Genomic DNA, 18,308 nt, shown 5'->3' with positions numbered 1-18,308 from the left:
AAAATGGGGAAAATTAAATTTGGCATTTTAGGAGGTGGAGGAGATTCACTAATTGGAATCTTGCACAGAGTTGCATCATCTATGTTCGATAAATATGAATTAGTGGGTGGTGTGTTTAATGTAGATTACCAAGAAAATTTAAAATTTGCAGAACAGTTAGATTTATCAGCAAGTAGAGTTTATGAAAACTTAGATACCTTAATTCAAAAAGAATTAGCATTACCAGAAAGTGAGAGGATGCAAGTAATATCTATTTTGACTCCAAACTTTTTACATTTTCCAATGGCAAAAAGTCTTTTAGAAAATGGTTTTAATGTTATTTGTGAAAAACCAATGACAACCACATTTGCAGAAGCAGAAATTTTGCATCAAACTTTACAGAAAGCAAAAACTGTATTTGCTGTAACATACACCTATACTGGTTATCCTATGATTCGTCAAATGAAACATATGATCAAAAATGGAGATTTAGGAGAAATACAAAAGGTGGATGCACAATATTATCAAGGTTGGATCAATCCAATTATTCACGATATAGAAAAAAGATCTTCAACTTGGAGGTTAAATCCTGAAAAATCAGGAATAAGTTGTTGTATAGGAGATATTGGTACGCACGCTTTTGATATGTTAGAATATGTGTCAGGTTTAAAGGTAGAATCCATCTTAGCAGATTTAAATTATCTGTATTCAGATAATAAAATGGATATTGATGGCACAGTACTTTTAAGGTGTTCAAATAATGTGAAAGGAGTTATCTGTGCAAGTCAAATTGCAACTGGTGAAGAAAATAGTTTTGTAGTAAAGGTTTATGGAAAAAAAGCAGGTTTAAAATGGGAACAAGAAAATCCTAACTATCTGTATTTAATGCAAGATGGTAAACCATTGCAAGTTTTAAAGCCAGGTCATGAATACAATTCAGACTTATCTTTAGATGGCACAAAATTACCTCCAGGTCATCCAGAAGGAATTTTTGATTCTATGGGTAATATTTATAAAGGTGTTGCAAAAGCCATCTTAAAACAACCTTATAATGCTGCAGAGTTTCCTACTATGATAGATGGAGTTAGAGGTATGAGTTTTATAGAAAAAGCTGTAGAATCTCATACAAAAGGAAATGTATGGGTAGATATCCATAATTATTAAAAGAAGATTTTAGAATATGACTACGATAAAAGGGCCAGCAGTTTTCTTAGCTCAGTTTATGGGAGATAAGGAGCCATTTAATACTTTAGAAGGTTTGTGTAAATGGGCATCAAATCTTGGGTATAAAGGTATACAAATACCAACACTAGATAAATCTATAATTGATTTAGATATTGCAGCCGAAAGCCAGACTTATTGTGATGAGTTTAAAGGCAAAATAAATTCTTTCGGATTAGAAATTACAGAGCTCTCAACTCATATTCAAGGTCAGTTGGTTGCAGTTCATTCTGCTCATGATTTAATGTTCGATGTTTTTGCGCCTAAAGAATTACATGGTAAGCCAAAAGAAAGAACTTTATGGGCTGTAGATCAAATGAAAAAAGCAGGTATTGTAAGTAGAAGATTAGGCTTAAATAATCATGCAACTTTTTCAGGCTCTTTATTATGGCCAGTAATGCATCCTTGGCCACAACAACCTAAAGGTTTAGTAGAAACTGGTTTTAAAGAATTAGCAAATAGATGGTTGCCAATATTAGATACCTTTAAAGAGAATGATGTGAATGTTTGTTATGAGGTACATCCTGTAGAAGATATTCATGATGGAGATACATTCGAACGTTTTTTAGCAGCTACAAATAATCACTCAGCAGTTAATATTTTGTATGACCCATCTCATTTTGTGTTACAACAATTAGATTATGTAAAATACATAGATCATTATCATGAATTTATAAAAGCGTTTCATGTTAAGGATTCTGAATTTAATCCTTCAGGTAAAAAAGGAATGTTTGGTGGTTATAATGATTGGAAAGACAGAGCAGGTCGTTACAGATCTCCTGGAGATGGTCAAGTAGACTTTAAAAAAGTATTTTCTAAGCTTACAGAATATGGCTGTGATGTTTGGGCAGTTTTAGAATGGGAATGTATTATTAAAAGTCCAGAACAAGGAGCTAGAGAAGGCGTAAAATTTATACAAGATCATATTATTGAAGTTACCGATAAACGCTTTGATGATTTTGCAGGAAGCAAGGATGATATTGATCAGAATCACATAAATAGAATTTTAGGAATTTAAACTATAATTTATAAATAAATAGAATGAAAAAAATCATAATACTTTTTTCAATAGGACTTTTTGTGCTTGCATGTAACCAAAAAACAGATAAGAAACCAGAGGTTATTGAGACGCAGGAAGCAGAGCCTACAAAGCCCGAAGAAACTGAAGTTTGGGAACCCAAGCCACCAACTGTAACTGTAAATTCAGAAACCAACATACCTTCAGATGCTATTGTCTTATTTGATGGTACAAATTTTAATGAGTGGATTTCCTCTAAAGATTCTACAGAAGTGCAGTGGATTTTAAATGCTGATAAAAGCATGACTGTTAAAAATAAAGCTGGTGATATTCAAACCAAACAAAATTTTGGGTCAGTTCAATTGCATTTAGAATGGAAGTCATCAGAAGAAGTAAGAGCAGATGGTCAAAATAGAAGTAATAGTGGCGTTTTTCTGCAAAACAGGTATGAGGTTCAGGTATTAGATAATAATGATAATGACACGTATGTAAATGGGCAAGTGGGTTCAATTTACAAGCAGTCAATTCCATTAGCAAAAGCAAGTTCAGCAACAGGAAAATGGAATACTTATGATATTATTTATCATCAACCAATTTTTGACGAAAATGGACAAATCAAAGAAAAAGCAACAATTACAGTATTGCATAATGGAGTGTTAGTGCAAGATAATTTTGAATTAGAAGGAACCACTGAATACATTGGTTGGCCTAAGTATAATGCTCATGATGAGCAACCTATCAAATTACAAGATCACCAAGATAACAGTGGGGTTAGCTACAGAAATATCTGGATAAGAAAGCTCTAAAAAAGACAAAGCCGAAAACGTTTTAGATAATTTTTTCGGAGAAATTTTATTAAATTCATAACGTAATCATAAAAATTTGTTAATATTACATTAAATTTAATCACTTTTCATCAATAGCATAATATGTAGTTTTTGAAAAAAATTAACTAAAACCCAATCTTTAAATGAAAAACAAGTTACTTAAAAAATTAATTCTGCCATTCCTCTTTTTGGTTGGTGGTATTATGTATGGTCAAACTATTACTGGTGTTGTTTCAGATGCCACAGGTGGTTTGCCTGGTGTGAGTGTAAATATTAAAGGCACTACTACAGGTACTCAAACAGACTTTGATGGAAAATACTCTATTAAAGCAAATCAAGGAGATGTGTTAGTTTTTAGATCTTTAGGATATAAGACTGAAGAAAGAACTGTAGGTACATCTTCTACGATAAATTTAACTTTATCAGAAGAAAGTAATCAATTAGATGAAATTATCGTTGTTGGTTATGGTAGTACTACTAAAAAAGAAATTACATCTTCAGTTACTAAAGTAGATGAAGAGGCTTTTAACAAGGGTACTGTAAACAGTGCATCAGAATTACTACAAGGTAAGGTATCTGGTTTAAGTATCTACAACAAAGGTGGAGATCCTAATACAGATGCTGTAATTAGATTAAGAGGTATTTCTACTGTAGGTTCTAATTCACAACCATTAATTGTTATTGATGGTGTTATTGGTGCTTCTTTAAACAATATCGATCCAAGTGATATTGCTAGTATGACAGTGTTAAAAGATGGTTCTGCTGCTGCAATCTACGGTTCTCGTGGTTCAAGTGGTGTAATTATTGTAACTACTAAAAGAGGTAGGGCAGGCGAAACACAGGTTTCTTATAATGGATCTGTTGCAATGTCTTCTATACAGAATCAAGTTCAGAACATGACTGGTGATGAGTTTGTTGCTGCAGGTGGTACAGATTTAGGAAGTAGAACAGACTGGTTAGATTTAGTAACAAGAAATGCTGTAACAACAGTAAACAATGTTGCAATTACTGGTGGTTATGATGATACAAGCTTTAGAGTTTCTGCTAACTTTAGAAATGCAGAAGGTATCTTAAAGAATTCTGGTTTCGATCAATTCAATACAAGATTTCAAGCAAGTACTAAATTATTAAATGATAAATTAAAAGTAGATTTTAATGCATCTTATACGCAAAGAGAATCTGATTTCGGATTTAATGAAGCTTTAAGATATGCAGTTTTATATAATCCAACAGCTCCTGTTTTAGGTGCGGATTCACCTTATCCATATAATGGTGATCCTTATGGAGGTTACTTCGAAACTTTAGGTTTATTTGATAGTTTCAATCCAGTATCAATCCAGGATCAAAATCAGAATTATGGAGAGAGAAGTGAATTTACATATTCAGCAAACTTCAAATATACTGTTACAGATAATATTAGCTTAAATGCATTATATTCTCAACAGTCTACGAACTTAACTAATGGTGAGTATTACAAAACTACTTCTTTATTTAGAGGTGGAGCAGATAATCCATTTCGTAAAGGTTTAGCAAGATTATATACAGAAGACAGAGACTTTAAATTATTTGAAGTTTATGGAGACTATAATTTTAAGCCTACAGATAAATTAGACTTTAAACTTACTGCTGGTTATTCTTGGCAACAAGAAAATTTCTTTAACTATTTCTTAGCTGCAGGAGATTTTCCAAATGATGATTTAGCGTATATCAACGCTTTAGAATGGTCTCAAGATCAATTAAATGGTGGTTTTATTGAGGTTAATAGTAACAAATCTCCAGACCAGAAGATTATAGCATTCTTTACAAGATTAAATGTAACTTTCGATGATGCAATTTATTTTAATGCATCTATTAGAAGAGAAGGATCTAGTAAATTAGGAGAAAACAATAAATGGGGTCTTTTTCCAGCATTAGGTATTGGTGCAGATCTTAATAAATATTTACAGTTAGACAACGTAGATTTATTCAAAGTACGTCTAGGTTATGGTGTTACAGGATCTTTACCATCTGATTATGGTTTAGCTTACTCTAAATTTGAGCCAACTTCAAATTTATTAAGTAACCAAAGGTTAACAGATGCTAACCCAGATTTAAAATGGGAAGAGAAAGCAGAAACTAATTTAGGTTTCGAATTTACTTCTGGTAGATTAAATGCTACTTTAGATTTATATACTAGAAAAGTATCTGACTTTATCTTAGAAAGAGCAGTAGATATTGCTGTATATCCTTCAGGAAGAAGAGTTGAAAATGGTGGAGATTTATCTACTAATGGTTTTGAATTAGCAGTAAACTATGACATCATTAAGAAAAATGATTTAACTTATAATTCAGGAATAATTTTATCTAGTTACAAAACTACTTTAGATTCTTATAACCTTCCAGGTTTAAGAGGTAATTTAGGAGCACCAGGACAAAATGATACTAACGTAATCTTAGTTGCAGAAGGTCAGGAAATTGGTCAAATTTATGGAGCTTTATGGGATGGTACAGTTACTAATGGTAGCCAGAACTTTGTAGATGTAAATGGAGATGGTAGTATTGATGTAAACCAAGAATTTGGTAATGCAGTTGATTCTGATGGAGATGGAGTTATTGACGGAGATTTAACTAAATTAGGTAAAGGTATTCCAGATTTCGAATTAGGATGGACACACACTGTTAGATATAAAAATTGGGATTTAAATGCATTCTTTAGAGGTGCCTTCGGTCACAGTTTAGTAAACAACTTTAGAGTATTTTATGAGCCAAGAGTTGGTTCTCAAGGTTCTTATAACTATATCAACACAGAATATGCAGATCCAAACATTACAAACGCTAAGTTTAGTTCTTTATATGTTGAGAAAGCAGATTTCCTTAAATTAGATAACATTTCTTTAGGATACTCATTTGATATCTCTGAAGACAGCAAATACTTTAAAGACATTAGAGTATCTTTAACAGGACAAAATTTATTTACGATCACTAACTATTCAGGTGCAGATCCAGAACCTGCATTTACGGATAGAGGTTCAGTTGATAATGGAGGTTTCTTAACTGCTGGTGCAGACCCATTAACTCCTGGTATTGATAGAAGATATAATTACTTTGCTTCTAGAACAGTTACTTTAGGAATTAACATTAATTTTTAACAAACACATAAAAATGAAAAAAATACTTTTATTATTTACAGTTTCTTGTGTTCTGATTTCTTTCAACGCTTGTACAGATTTAGATGAAGTACTTGTAGGTGAACAAACAGAATCATTTAACGGCTCAGAACCATCTTTTGGTAGTTTTGATGGTGGAGGTGCAGGACCTTCAGATGCAATAAACTCTGCATTCGCTCAATTAAGAGAATCAGGATCAGCAAACCATGGTGGTTATTGGTCAGTTCAATCTGTATCTTCAGATGAAATGGCAATTACGCAAAAAGGTGGTGACTGGTTTGATGGTGGAATTTGGATTGACATGCACAGACATACTTATACTTCTACTAATGGACCAATTAATGGTGCTTGGGGTCAGCAGTATAGTGCAATTGGTGAGTGTAATAACTTATTAGCTGGTAGCTTAGATGCAAATCAAACTGCTCAAGTTAGAGCGTTAAGAGCATTTTTCTACTACAGGTTATTAGACATGTGGGGTAATGTAAAAATTGTTACAACCCCAGGTGTAGATGCTCCTCAGTCAAATAGAGCTCAAGTTTTCAACTTTGTTGAAACTGAATTATTAGCTGCTTTAGGTGTACCTTCTATTACTGCAGGTATGGATTTATCAGCAAGTCCTTTAACAACAGACCAAGAAGTTTACAGAATTAATCAATTCGCAGCTTTAGGTTTATTAGCTAAATTATATTTAAATGCTGAAGTATATACAGGTACTCCAAGATATTCAGAAGCTGCAATGGCTGCAGGGTATGTAATTGACAATGGAGGATATATGTTAGTGGATAGTGGATACCAAGTAGAAAACCCAGGTAAAAGACCTGCAGTAGATACAGATCCAGATATGTTAAGTGGTTATGCAACTATTTTTGCACCTAATAACGGAAACAACCCAGAAATGGTTTGGTCTATTCCTTATGACAATGTTTCAGGACCAAATATGAACTTTGCACGTATGACTTTGCACTATGCAAATCAGTTTTCGTACAACTTATCATCTCAGCCTTGGAATGGATATTCAGCTTTAGAAGAATTTTATAATTCTTATGATGCTGCAGATGATCGTAAAAAAGCGAACTTTATCATTGGTACTCAATTAGATTATCAAGGATCTGTAATTGTAGATTATGCAGAATCATCAGATTTAGAGCTAACTTATACAGCAGCAATAAACGAATTAGAGCCAAATGCTTCTAGAGAAGGTGGTGCACGTTTAGGGAAATTCAGCTTTAGACAAGGTGGACAAGATAATATGGATAATGATTACCCAATTATACGTTTAGGTGATTTATATTTAATAAGAGCAGAAGGTATGGCTAGAGCTGCAGGAGACTGGAACATGGCTTTGTCTGATGTAAATACTATAAGAAATAGAGCAGGTTTAACAACTCCTTTAGGCTCTTTAACTGCTGATGAATTTTTAGCAGAAAGAGGTAGAGAAATGTTTATGGAGGTTACGCGTCGTCAAGATTTAATCCGTTTTGGAAAATGGGGTGATTCTTGGTGGGAGAAAACTAACAGCGATGCTCACAAGACATTGTTCCCAATTCCACAAGAGCAGATTGATGCAAGTGGAGGAACTTTGACTCAAAATCCTGGATATTAATTTACTAAACTTTGTTTAATATCAAGAACGGGTTGCTTAACTATTAGCAACCCGTTTTATTTTTTTATAAGATTTACTAGCGTTTTAAAAGCGCAAAATAATCTCAAATTTAACCTCTTCTTATTTTTATATTTGAAACAAATAATCGATTTTTATATCTTTCATCTATAAATTTATTTTTATCATTTAATGACTATTAATTATAGAATTTGTGTAATACTTCTTATAATTTTTACCTCTTGTAAAGATGTTAAAAATGATAAAACCCTCTTTCTAGAAAAGAACAATTCAGGAATTACTTTTTCAAACGATTTATTGGTAACAGAAGCTTTAAATCCATACACCTATAAGAACTTTTATAATGGTGGAGGTGTGGCTTTGGGTGATATAAATAACGATGGTTTAGATGATATTTTTTTTACAGGAAATTTAGTCGATAATCAATTGTATTTAAACAAAGGTAATTTTCAATTTGAAGATATTACCAAAACAGCTAAGGTTGCTTCTAAAGATAGCTGGTGTTCAGGAGTTAGTTTTGTAGATATAAATAATGATGGTTTTCTAGATATTTATGTATGTAAAGCAGGTCCACCAAGAGAAGAAAACAGACATAATGAATTGTATATTAATAATGGCGATTTAACATTCTCTGAACAATCTGCAAAGTATGGTTTAAATATTACAGGTCTTGCAGTGCAAGCTAACTTTTTTGATTATGATAAAGATGGCGATTTAGATTGTTACCTTTTAAATAACTCCATACGTTCTGTAGGTAATTACGATTTCATTAAGAATCAGAGAGATGTGCCTTCTATAAATGGAAATAAATTATTAAGAAATGACGATGGCTTTTTTACAGACGTTTCTAAAGAAGCAAATATTTATTCTAGTGCAATTGGTTTTGGTTTAGGAATCACAGTTAGTGATTATGACAATGATTCATGGCCAGATATCTTTGTTTCAAATGACTTTTTTGAGCGAGATTATTTATATATCAATCAAAAAGATGGTACTTTTAAAGAAGAGCTAACAAGTCAAATGGAATCTATTTCTATGGGTTCTATGGGTGCAGATGCAGCAGACTTAAATAATGATTCGTTTACAGATATTATGGTTACAGAAATGTTACCTAAAAATTTAGACAGACAACGTACTAAAACAATTTTTGAATCTTGGAATAAGTATGATGCAGCAGTTAAAAACGGTTATCATCATCAATTTAGTAGAAATGCTCTTCACCAAAACTTAGGAAAAAGTAAATTTTTAGAGGTAAGTAGGTTTTCTAATGTTTCTAACTCTGAGTGGAGTTGGTCTTCATTATTATTTGATGCAGATAATGATGGATTGAAAGATGTATTTATCAGTAATGGTATTTATAAAGATTTGTTAGATAGAGACTATCTGAATTATATGGAGGATGGCAAACGTATTAAAGAAATGATTAAAAATGGGAGTGATGTAATTCAAAATTTAATTGAATTAATGCCTTCTAAAGCCCTTCCAAATTCAATGCATAAAAATCTAGGTGATTTTAATTTTGAAGATAAAACTAATGATTGGGGATTGCAAAAACCTAGTTTTAGTAACGGAAGTGCGTATTCAGATTTAGATAATGATGGTGATTTAGATTTGGTAGTTAACAATGTAAATATGCCTGCTTTTATTTATGAAAATCAAACTGATAGTACTCAGAATAAAAGTGTAGCTGTTAAATTATTAGGTGGAGCAAAAAATAAATTTGCAATTGGGGCAAAAGCTGAAATATACTATGATAATAAGTACAGTGTTTTAGAAAATTATCCTTCAAGAGGATTTCAAAGCTCAGTATCAACAAACTTAGTTTTTGGGGTTGGAAATACAGATAAAATTGATAGTCTTAAAATTACTTGGCCAAATTCAAGTATATCATTATTTAAGAGTCTAAAAACGAATAAACAATACACCTACAATCAACCTAATACTAATAATGAATATGACTTTTTAACATCAAATTCAGAAAGAAGCTTTATTTCCAAAAAAACATCTTTATTTGATTTTAAGCATCAAGAAAACAAATTTGTAGATTTTAATAGAGAGCAATTACTACCAGAAATGTTTAGTAATGAAGGCCCTAATGTTGCAAGTGCAGACGTAAATAAAGATGGCAAACTAGATTATTATATTGGTGGTGCAAAAGGTCAATTGGGGCAATTGTTTTTATCTCAGAATTCAGATGAGTTTATATCTGTTTCTCAACCATTTATTACAAATAAATCATCAGAAGACACAGATGCAGTATTTTTTGATAGTGATAATGATGGTGATTTAGATTTATATGTTACAAGTGGAGGAAAATCTTATTCAAAATTTGATTTTTTATTGCATGATCGTCTTTATATAAATGATGGTTTAGGTAACTTTACCAAAGCACAAAATGGTTTACCATTTAAACAACCTATAAGTTCATCTACTGTAAGTACTTATGATTATGATAATGATGGTGATGAAGATATATTTATTGGTGAGCGTTTTAAAGTCGAAGCATATGGCTTGCCAGTAAATGGTTATTTATTAGAAAACAAAGGAAATAATAACTTTGTGATTTCTGAGCAATTGGATTTGCAAAACCTTGGTTTAATTACAGATTCAGAATGGAAAGACATCAATAAAGATGGACTGAAAGATTTAATCATCTCTGGTGAATGGATGCCCATATCTATCTTTTTAAATATTGAGGGTCAATTGGTTAATAAAACCATAGAATATCAACTACAAAACTATTCAGGTTTTTGGAAAACTTTTAAAACTGTAGATATAGATAATGATGGAGATTTAGATATTATTGCAGGTAATAAAGGAGAGAATACATTTTTCAAAAATAATTTACGTATTTATATCTCTGATTTTGATAATAATGGAAAAGTAGAACAGATAATCTGTTATGCTAAAAATGGAAAATATTACCCTATTTTAGATAGAGATGAGTTAATCTCGCAAATTGTAAGTTTAAAAACCAAACTGCGTTATTATAAAGATTATGCCAATGCAAGCATGGCTACAATTTTTACAAAAGAACAATTAGAAAAGGCTATTTTTAGAGATATTACTGTTACTAAATCAGCTTTATTTTTGAATGAAAACAATACTTTTACCATGCATAGTTTGCCAAATGAAATTCAATATTCTAATATAGAAGCTATAGAAACTTTAGATGTGAATAATGATGGTATACTAGATGTTTTGTTTGGAGGAAATCAATATTTAGTGAAACCACAATTTGGACGTCAAGATGCATCTTATGGATGGTTAATGTTAGGTAATGACTATGGTTCTCAATTTGGAGCAGTAACCTCATTAGATATTAAAGGCCAAATTAGAGATTTTCATAAAACAAAAATCAATAATAAAAATTATATTATAACAACAATTAATAACGAAAACTTAGTGTTTTTAAAGGTAAATGATAACAATTAATTCAATGAGAACATTTAAAATTTATAAACTTCTAATTTTTACTTTTAGTTTTTTTCTAATCTATTCATGTCAATCAGACTACACAAAACTGGTGAAAGATGAATTGGCAAGTGGTAATAGATATGACTCTATTTTTCATGGATTAGAGTTTGGGCAAACCAGAAAAGAATTTTATGATATTTGTTGGGAGTTAAACAAAGAAGGTATAGCAACACATGGGCAAAATAATGACTATGTGCAAACTATTTTAGAGCCAAAAGATAGTCTTGAAGCCACTAAAAGAATGGTTATGCTATTTTATGCAAGATTCAATGCTTACAATAAGATTACAGCCATGGATATGAAATTTTCATATTCTGCTTGGGCTCCTTGGAACAAAGATTTACAATCAGATAAATTGTTGCCAGCAGTAAAAGATACTTTGCTAAAATGGTATCCAGGAAACGAATTTATCACCACAAAAAATAATGCTATCGTAAAAGTTGATGGCAACAGACAAATTCAAGTTAAGATAGAGTCAGACAGAGATGTCTCTGTACTTATTGAAAATTTAGAATACAAATACAATTCACTTGTTAAATAAAAGAATGTTTAGAAAACTCCCACTAATTCTGCTGTTAATCATTTTCTCTTGTGATAAAAAACAAGAAGAACTGCCACAATTCCAACTACTCTCCTCAGAAAAGACAGGAATTGATTTTGCAAATAACTTAGAATCTACCAATGATTTTAATGTTTATAAATACCGAAATTTCTATAATGGAGGAGGAGTAGCAATTGGTGATGTTAATAATGATGGTTTGCAAGATGTATACTTAACTTCAAATTTATCAGACAATAAATTATACATAAACAAAGGCGATTTTCAATTCGAAGATATTTCTGAAGATGCTAAAGTTATTGGTACAAAAGCATGGTCTACAGGAGTTTCTATGGTAGATATTAATGCAGATGGTTTTTTAGATATTTATGTTTGTAATTCAGGTGATGTTAAGGGAGATAACAAGCAAAATGAATTATTTATAAATAATGGCGATTTAACTTTTACAGAAAGTGCTGAAGAATATGGTTTAGCAGATTTGGGCTTTTCTACGCATGCTTCTTTTTTTGATTATGATAAAGATGGAGATTTAGATGTTTATTTATTAAACAATTCATATCAAGCAATTGGTAGTTTTAATCTTACCAAAAATGAGCGCCCTAAAAGAGATGTTTTAGGAGGTGATAAACTTTTCGAAAACAGAAATGGTAAATTCATAGATGTTAGTGAACAAGCAGGAATTTATGGAAGTGTAATTGGTTTTGGTTTAGGTATTACAGTAAGTGATTTTAACAACGATGGTTGGGAAGATATGTATATATCTAATGATTTTTTCGAAAGAGATTACTTATACATTAATCAACAAAATGGATCTTTTAAAGAGCAGTTAACAACATCAATTAATTCAATTAGTGGAGCATCTATGGGTGCAGATGCTGCAGATATTAATAATGATGGTTATAACGAAATTTTTGTAACAGAAATGTTGCCTAGTGAATATGAAAGATTAAAAACAGTAACTACTTTCGAAGATTGGAACAAATACCAATACAATCTTAAAAACGATTATTATCATCAGTTTACAAGAAACATGCTACAACTTAATAATACCGATTTAACTTTTAATGAAGTTGGTAGATTTAGTGGAGTAGAAGCATCAGATTGGAGTTGGGGTGCTATCTTTTTTGATATGAATAATGATGGTTTAAAAGACCTATTTATTGCAAATGGTATTTACAAAGATTTAACAGATCAAGATTACTTGAGATATGTGTCTAACCAAGAAATTATACAATCTATAGTTACAAATGATAAGGTAGATTACAAAAAACTTATAGATATAATTCCATCTAATAAAGTAAAGAATCATGCTTACATTAATCAAGGAAACCTAAAATTTGAATTAGAACAAAATGGTTTAGATACTAAAGGATTTTCTAATGGTGCAGCTTATGGAGATTTAGATAATGATGGAGATTTAGACTTGATTGTAAATAATGTAAACATGCCATTATTTGTATATAGAAATAATGTAGAAAATACCCATCATGTAAAAGTCATTCTAAAAGGTGAAGGTGCAAACAAAGATGCTATTGGAGCAAAGTTGCAACTCACAAATGATGATGAAAATTATTTTTTAGAGCAACAACCTGTAAGAGGTTTTCAATCTTCTATGGATAATAGACCTAATTTTGGGTTTCAAAATGTAGGAAATTTATCTTTACACGTAATTTGGCCTTCAGGTAAATCTACTACCATAAATAATGTGCAAGCAGACCAAACTATAACACTTTTTGAAAAAGATGCAGTAATTACAAAGCAATTAGATAAAGCTAATAATCAACTATTTACCAAAGTAAATAAGGTTTTAGACTTTAAACACAAAGAAAACAATTATGTAGATTTTAATGTAGAAAGATTGTTGCCATTTATGAGAAGTACAGAAGGCCCTAAAATGAGTGTTGGAGACATAAATAATGATGGTGAAGAAGATATTTTTATAGGTGGTTCAAAAGGAAAAGCTTCTAGTATATTTTTAAAGAAAGGCAACTCTTTTGTACAAAAAGAATCTGAAGCATTTAATCTACAAAGATCAGCAGAAGATGCAGAAAGTGTTTTGTTTGATGCAGATGCAGATGGAGATTTAGATCTTTACGTTTGTAGTGGAGGTATAGAAACCACAAAATTTAGCGCTAATTACTTAGATAAATTATATATGAATGATGGTAAAGGAAATTTTACTTTATCAAATCAAAAATTACCAACTCAACAAGGGTATCATAGTACAAGCACAGTTACAGTTGCAGATGTAGATAATGATAATGATATAGATCTTTTTGTAGGAGAAAGAGCAATACCTAATTCTTATGGAGTGCCAGGTTCAGGATTTTTATTGCTAAATGATGGTGAAGGAAATTTTTCAAATGCAAATACTTCAGTATTTACTGATTTAGGAATGATTACAGATGCATTATTTATCGACCTTAATAATGATGATTTTGAAGATTTAGTGGTAATTGGTGAGTTTATGGGAGTTCATGTTTTTGAAAACAAAAACGGAGTTTTTTTTAAGTTAGAAAATCATCCTTTATCAAACTTAAAAGGTTGGTGGAATACTTTAGAAAAAGCAGATTTAGATAATGATGGAGATCTAGATTTAGTTTTAGGTAATCATGGTTTAAATAGTAGATTTAAGGCAAGTAAGGAAAGCCCAATTCAATTGTTCGTAAATGATTATGATAAAAATGGTTTCTTAGATCCTATCTTGTCTTTTACTGGTAAAGATGGTAAATTGTATCCATATGCTTTACGTCATAATTTGGTAGATCAATTAAAATACTTAAGCAAGAAATATCCAGATTATCAATCATTTAAAAATGCAACAATTTCAGATATTTTTACAGAAACACAATTGAAAGAGAGTACAAAGTTAGAGGCAAATACATTGAATTCTTTAGCACTAATAAATCAAGGTAATTTTAATTTTGATGTTTTAAATCTGCCTTTAGAAGCACAACTTTCTCCTGTATATGCAATCGCTATTTCAGATTTTGATAAAGATGGAGATCAAGACATAATTCTTGGAGGTAATTTAAATGGAGTAAAACCTGAATTTGGCAGGTATGATGCTTCTTTTGGAACTTATTTAGAAAACAAAGGAAATCTGAATTTTGAATTTCATAAATCAGGAAAAGGTTTAAAAGTAAATGGGCAAATTAGAGACTTACAAGTCATTAAAAATCAATTGTTCATTTCTAGAAATAACGATTCATTAAACGTTTATAAATATTAATTATGATTAAAAAATTAAGTTTCATAACGTTATTAGTAATCATAGGTTGTTCTAAAAATGACACAGAAGAATTATCGGAAAATTTAAATAGAAATCAGTTTCAAGAAGTTAAAGCTAATCTTTCTGGGGTTAGTTTTTCTAATGATTTAACTCCAAAAGGAGATTTAAATATTATTGAATATTTGTATTATTATAATGGAGGTGGAGTTGCTTTAGGTGATATAAATAATGATGGTTTAGATGATATTTACTTTACAGCCAATCAAAAAGCAGATCAGTTATACCTTAATAAAGGTAATCTTCAATTCGAAAATATTTCTTTAAAAAGTAACATTAGTCAACAGGATTCTTGGTCTACAGGAGTAACAATGGTAGATATTAATAATGATGGTTTGCTTGATATTTATGTATGTAAAGTAGGTAAATACAAAAGCTTACAGTCTAAAAATGAATTATACATCAATCAAGGAGATGCTACTTTTAAAGAGCAAGCAGAAGAGTATGGATTAGATTTTTCAGGCTTTTCTACTCAAGCTTCTTTTTTTGATTACGATAAAGATGGAGACATGGATATGTATCTGCTAAATCATTCTGTACATTCTACTTATTCTTATGGTAATAAGGATTTACGAGAAAAAAGTGATGTGTTAGCAGGTGATATTTTATTCGAAAATCAATCAGAAAAAGGAGTTCAAAAATTTATGGATGTCACTAAAAAGGCAGGCATCTACAATAGTGCTCTTGGTTATGGTTTGGCAATAACAACATCAGATGTAAATAAAGACGGTTTTATAGATATTTATGTGGGTAATGATTTTCATGAAAATGATTATTTATACATCAATAATGGCGATAAAACTTTTACAGAATCTAGTGAAAAATATTTTAATCATACCTCTAGATTTACAATGGGTGTAGATTCAGGTGATTTAAATAATGATACGCAACCAGATATTATCACATTAGACATGATGCCTTATAAAGCTGATGTATTCTTAAAATCTGGAGGAGAAGACTCAGACAAAGTAAATGAAATAAAAAAGTCTTTTGGTTTTCAACAACAATATTCTAGAAATCATTTGCAACTAAATCAAGGAAATGAGTTTACAGATGTTGCTTTATATACAAGTACACATGCAACAGATTGGAGCTGGTCTCCTCTAATTTTTGACTATAATAATGATGGTTTCAATGATGTTTACATTACAAACGGAATTTACAAAAGACCCAATGATTTAGACTATATCAACTATATAAGCAATGTAGATTTTGCCAAATACACAGAAACATTGCAAGACACTTTAGAGCAAAAGTTAATAGAGGTGATGCCTACTCTAAAACTTCAAAATGTATTATTTCAAAATAATGGTGATTTAAAATTCGAGAAAACCAATCAAAACTATTCAAAAACATATTCTAATGGAGCTGCATATTCAGATTTAGATTTAGATGGAGATTTGGACATTGTTGTAAATAACATTAATGAAACAGCAAGCATCCTTGAGAATAAAACAAAAAATAAAAACTTTATTACACTCAATATTTTTGATGATAATAAAGGTATAAACACAAATGGAGCTAAAATTTATCTATTTGCGGAAGGTAAAACTTATTATAAAGAGCAAAATACGGTTAAAGGATTTTTATCTAGTTCTACTCGAAAAGTGCATTTTGGTCTAGCAAATGCTTCAATAGTAGATTCGCTTCAAATTATTTGGATTGACAATACAAGCAAGGTTGTAAAAGAGTTAGCAATAAACCAAGAAAATACTATAACTAAAGAGCAAACCTCTCTTTACACTTACACAAATAAGACTAAGAAAGAGCTGAAAGAGTTTAATTATCAACACAAAGAAAATACTTTTTTAGATTATGAAAAAGAAGGTTTAATTCCAGAGAAACTGTCAACAGAAGGTCCATCTTATGTGCAAGCAGATTTTAATGGAGATGGTTTGCAAGATATTTTTATTGGGGGAGCAAGAAATCAAGAACCAGCTTTATTCATGCAAAATAATCAAGGCAAATTTTCAAAGAAAAAATTAGAAATTTTTAAAGAAGATAGCATGTATGAAGATGTAGATGCAATTGCTTTTGATATTGATAATGATAACGACTTAGATATTTATGCTTTAAGTGGTGGTAGTGATTATGAAGAAGGAGATCCTCTATTAGAAGATCGTGTTTATATAAATGATGGTAAAGCTAATTTTACCAAACTAAATGCTACACTTTTAGCTACAAATGGTGGTTCTGTGTCTTGTTATGACTTTAATAATGATGGTATGTTAGATCTTTTTATTGGTAGTAGATCTATTCCAAATGCTTATGGTTTATCACCTTTTAGCTATATTCTTAAAAATACTGGAAACACCAATTTTGAAATTCAGTTTAAGAAAAGATTTGGAATGATTACAGACAGCAAATGGGCTGACTTAAATAATGATGGGCTTGTAGAATTAATCCTTGCAGGAGATTGGATGCCAATTACTATACTTTCAATCAATAAAGAAGGAAATCTTGAAAATAAAACTAAAGAATTTGGGTTGAATAACACAAATGGTATGTGGAATGCAATTGCATTAGAAGATATTAATAATGATGGTAACTTAGATATTTTAGCAGGCAACATTGGGCTTAACTTTAAATGGAAAGCTAGTGTTGAAAAACCTGTTAAGATGTACGTAGATGATTTTGATAAAAACTACAAAATAGACCCTATCATTTTTTACAATTATTTTGGTACAAATGTACCATTTGCAACAAAAGAAAAACTGATTCAACAGCTACCAATAATCAAGAAAAAGTTTTTAAAATATATTACTTTTGCAGAGGTAAATTCTATTGAAGATCTAGATTTAAAAGAAACAAAAGATATTTTAACCACTAAAAATCTATACGAATTACGTTCTATGGCATTTATAAATGATGGTAAATCATTTACTAAAATTCCTTTTCCTAAAGAAGCTCAATTTAGCACCATTGAAGATCTTTACGTAAAAGACAATCAAGTTTTTTATACTGGTAATTTTGATGGTTTTGTAACAGAATTAGGGAAAAGTAGTTCAAATTCAGGAGGACAATTTCTATTTATAGATGGTAATTTTAAAGAAAATAAGTCTTTAAATCTTCCTAGAAATTTCTTTGGTAGAAAAATAATGCCGATTAAAAAAGATAGTTTATTAGTACTGTCAAATAATGGGCAATCCTTCATTACAAATAGTAAATAAG

9 protein-coding genes are annotated in these 18,308 nt (G+C 30.5%); all 9 read left to right on the top strand.

Annotated features, from left to right (window positions below; translation table 11 throughout):
* The first annotated feature begins 3 nt into the window (after positions 1-3).
* On the top strand, positions 4-1,143 hold the full coding sequence (locus LPB302_RS05805) for a Gfo/Idh/MocA family protein (RefSeq protein WP_053972846.1): 1,140 nt from the start codon (positions 4-6) through the stop codon (positions 1,141-1,143).
* A 16-nt stretch (positions 1,144-1,159) separates the two neighbouring features.
* On the top strand, positions 1,160-2,218 hold the full coding sequence (locus LPB302_RS05800) for a sugar phosphate isomerase/epimerase family protein (protein ID WP_053972845.1): 1,059 nt from the start codon (positions 1,160-1,162) through the stop codon (positions 2,216-2,218).
* A 23-nt stretch (positions 2,219-2,241) separates the two neighbouring features.
* A complete protein-coding gene (locus LPB302_RS05795) occupies positions 2,242-3,024 on the top strand; it encodes a 3-keto-disaccharide hydrolase (RefSeq protein WP_053972844.1) in 783 nt (260 codons plus the stop codon).
* A 164-nt stretch (positions 3,025-3,188) separates the two neighbouring features.
* The gene (locus LPB302_RS05790; protein WP_053972843.1) at positions 3,189-6,173 is read left to right on the top strand and encodes a SusC/RagA family TonB-linked outer membrane protein; all 2,985 of its coding nucleotides are present in this window, start codon (positions 3,189-3,191) and stop codon (positions 6,171-6,173) included.
* A gap of 13 nt (positions 6,174-6,186) precedes the next feature.
* The gene (locus LPB302_RS05785; RefSeq protein WP_053972842.1) at positions 6,187-7,794 is read left to right on the top strand and encodes a RagB/SusD family nutrient uptake outer membrane protein; all 1,608 of its coding nucleotides are present in this window, start codon (positions 6,187-6,189) and stop codon (positions 7,792-7,794) included.
* 189 nt (positions 7,795-7,983) lie between these two features.
* Positions 7,984-11,247 carry a VCBS repeat-containing protein gene (locus LPB302_RS05780; RefSeq protein ID WP_053972841.1) on the top strand — a complete coding sequence of 1,088 codons (3,264 nt, stop codon included), beginning with the start codon at positions 7,984-7,986 and terminating at the stop codon, positions 11,245-11,247.
* Positions 11,248-11,251: 4 nt separating this feature from the next.
* Positions 11,252-11,830, top strand: a complete 579-nt coding sequence (locus LPB302_RS05775; protein WP_231658685.1) for an HNH endonuclease family protein — start codon at positions 11,252-11,254, stop codon at positions 11,828-11,830.
* Positions 11,831-11,834: 4 nt separating this feature from the next.
* Positions 11,835-15,080: a VCBS repeat-containing protein gene (locus LPB302_RS05770; RefSeq protein WP_053975249.1), complete on the top strand. Its 3,246-nt coding sequence runs from the start codon at positions 11,835-11,837 to the stop codon at positions 15,078-15,080.
* Positions 15,081-15,082: 2 nt separating this feature from the next.
* Positions 15,083-18,307 (top strand): VCBS repeat-containing protein, encoded by a 3,225-nt coding sequence (locus LPB302_RS05765; protein ID WP_053972839.1) that lies wholly within the window; start codon positions 15,083-15,085, stop codon positions 18,305-18,307.
* Position 18,308 lies beyond the last annotated feature (1 nt).

Source organism: Polaribacter dokdonensis, from assembly GCF_024362345.1.
GTDB classification, from domain to species: Bacteria; Bacteroidota; Bacteroidia; order Flavobacteriales; family Flavobacteriaceae; genus Polaribacter; species Polaribacter dokdonensis.
Note: the sequence above shows the minus strand (reverse complement) of the source record. Positions and strands in the feature narration are given on the sequence as shown.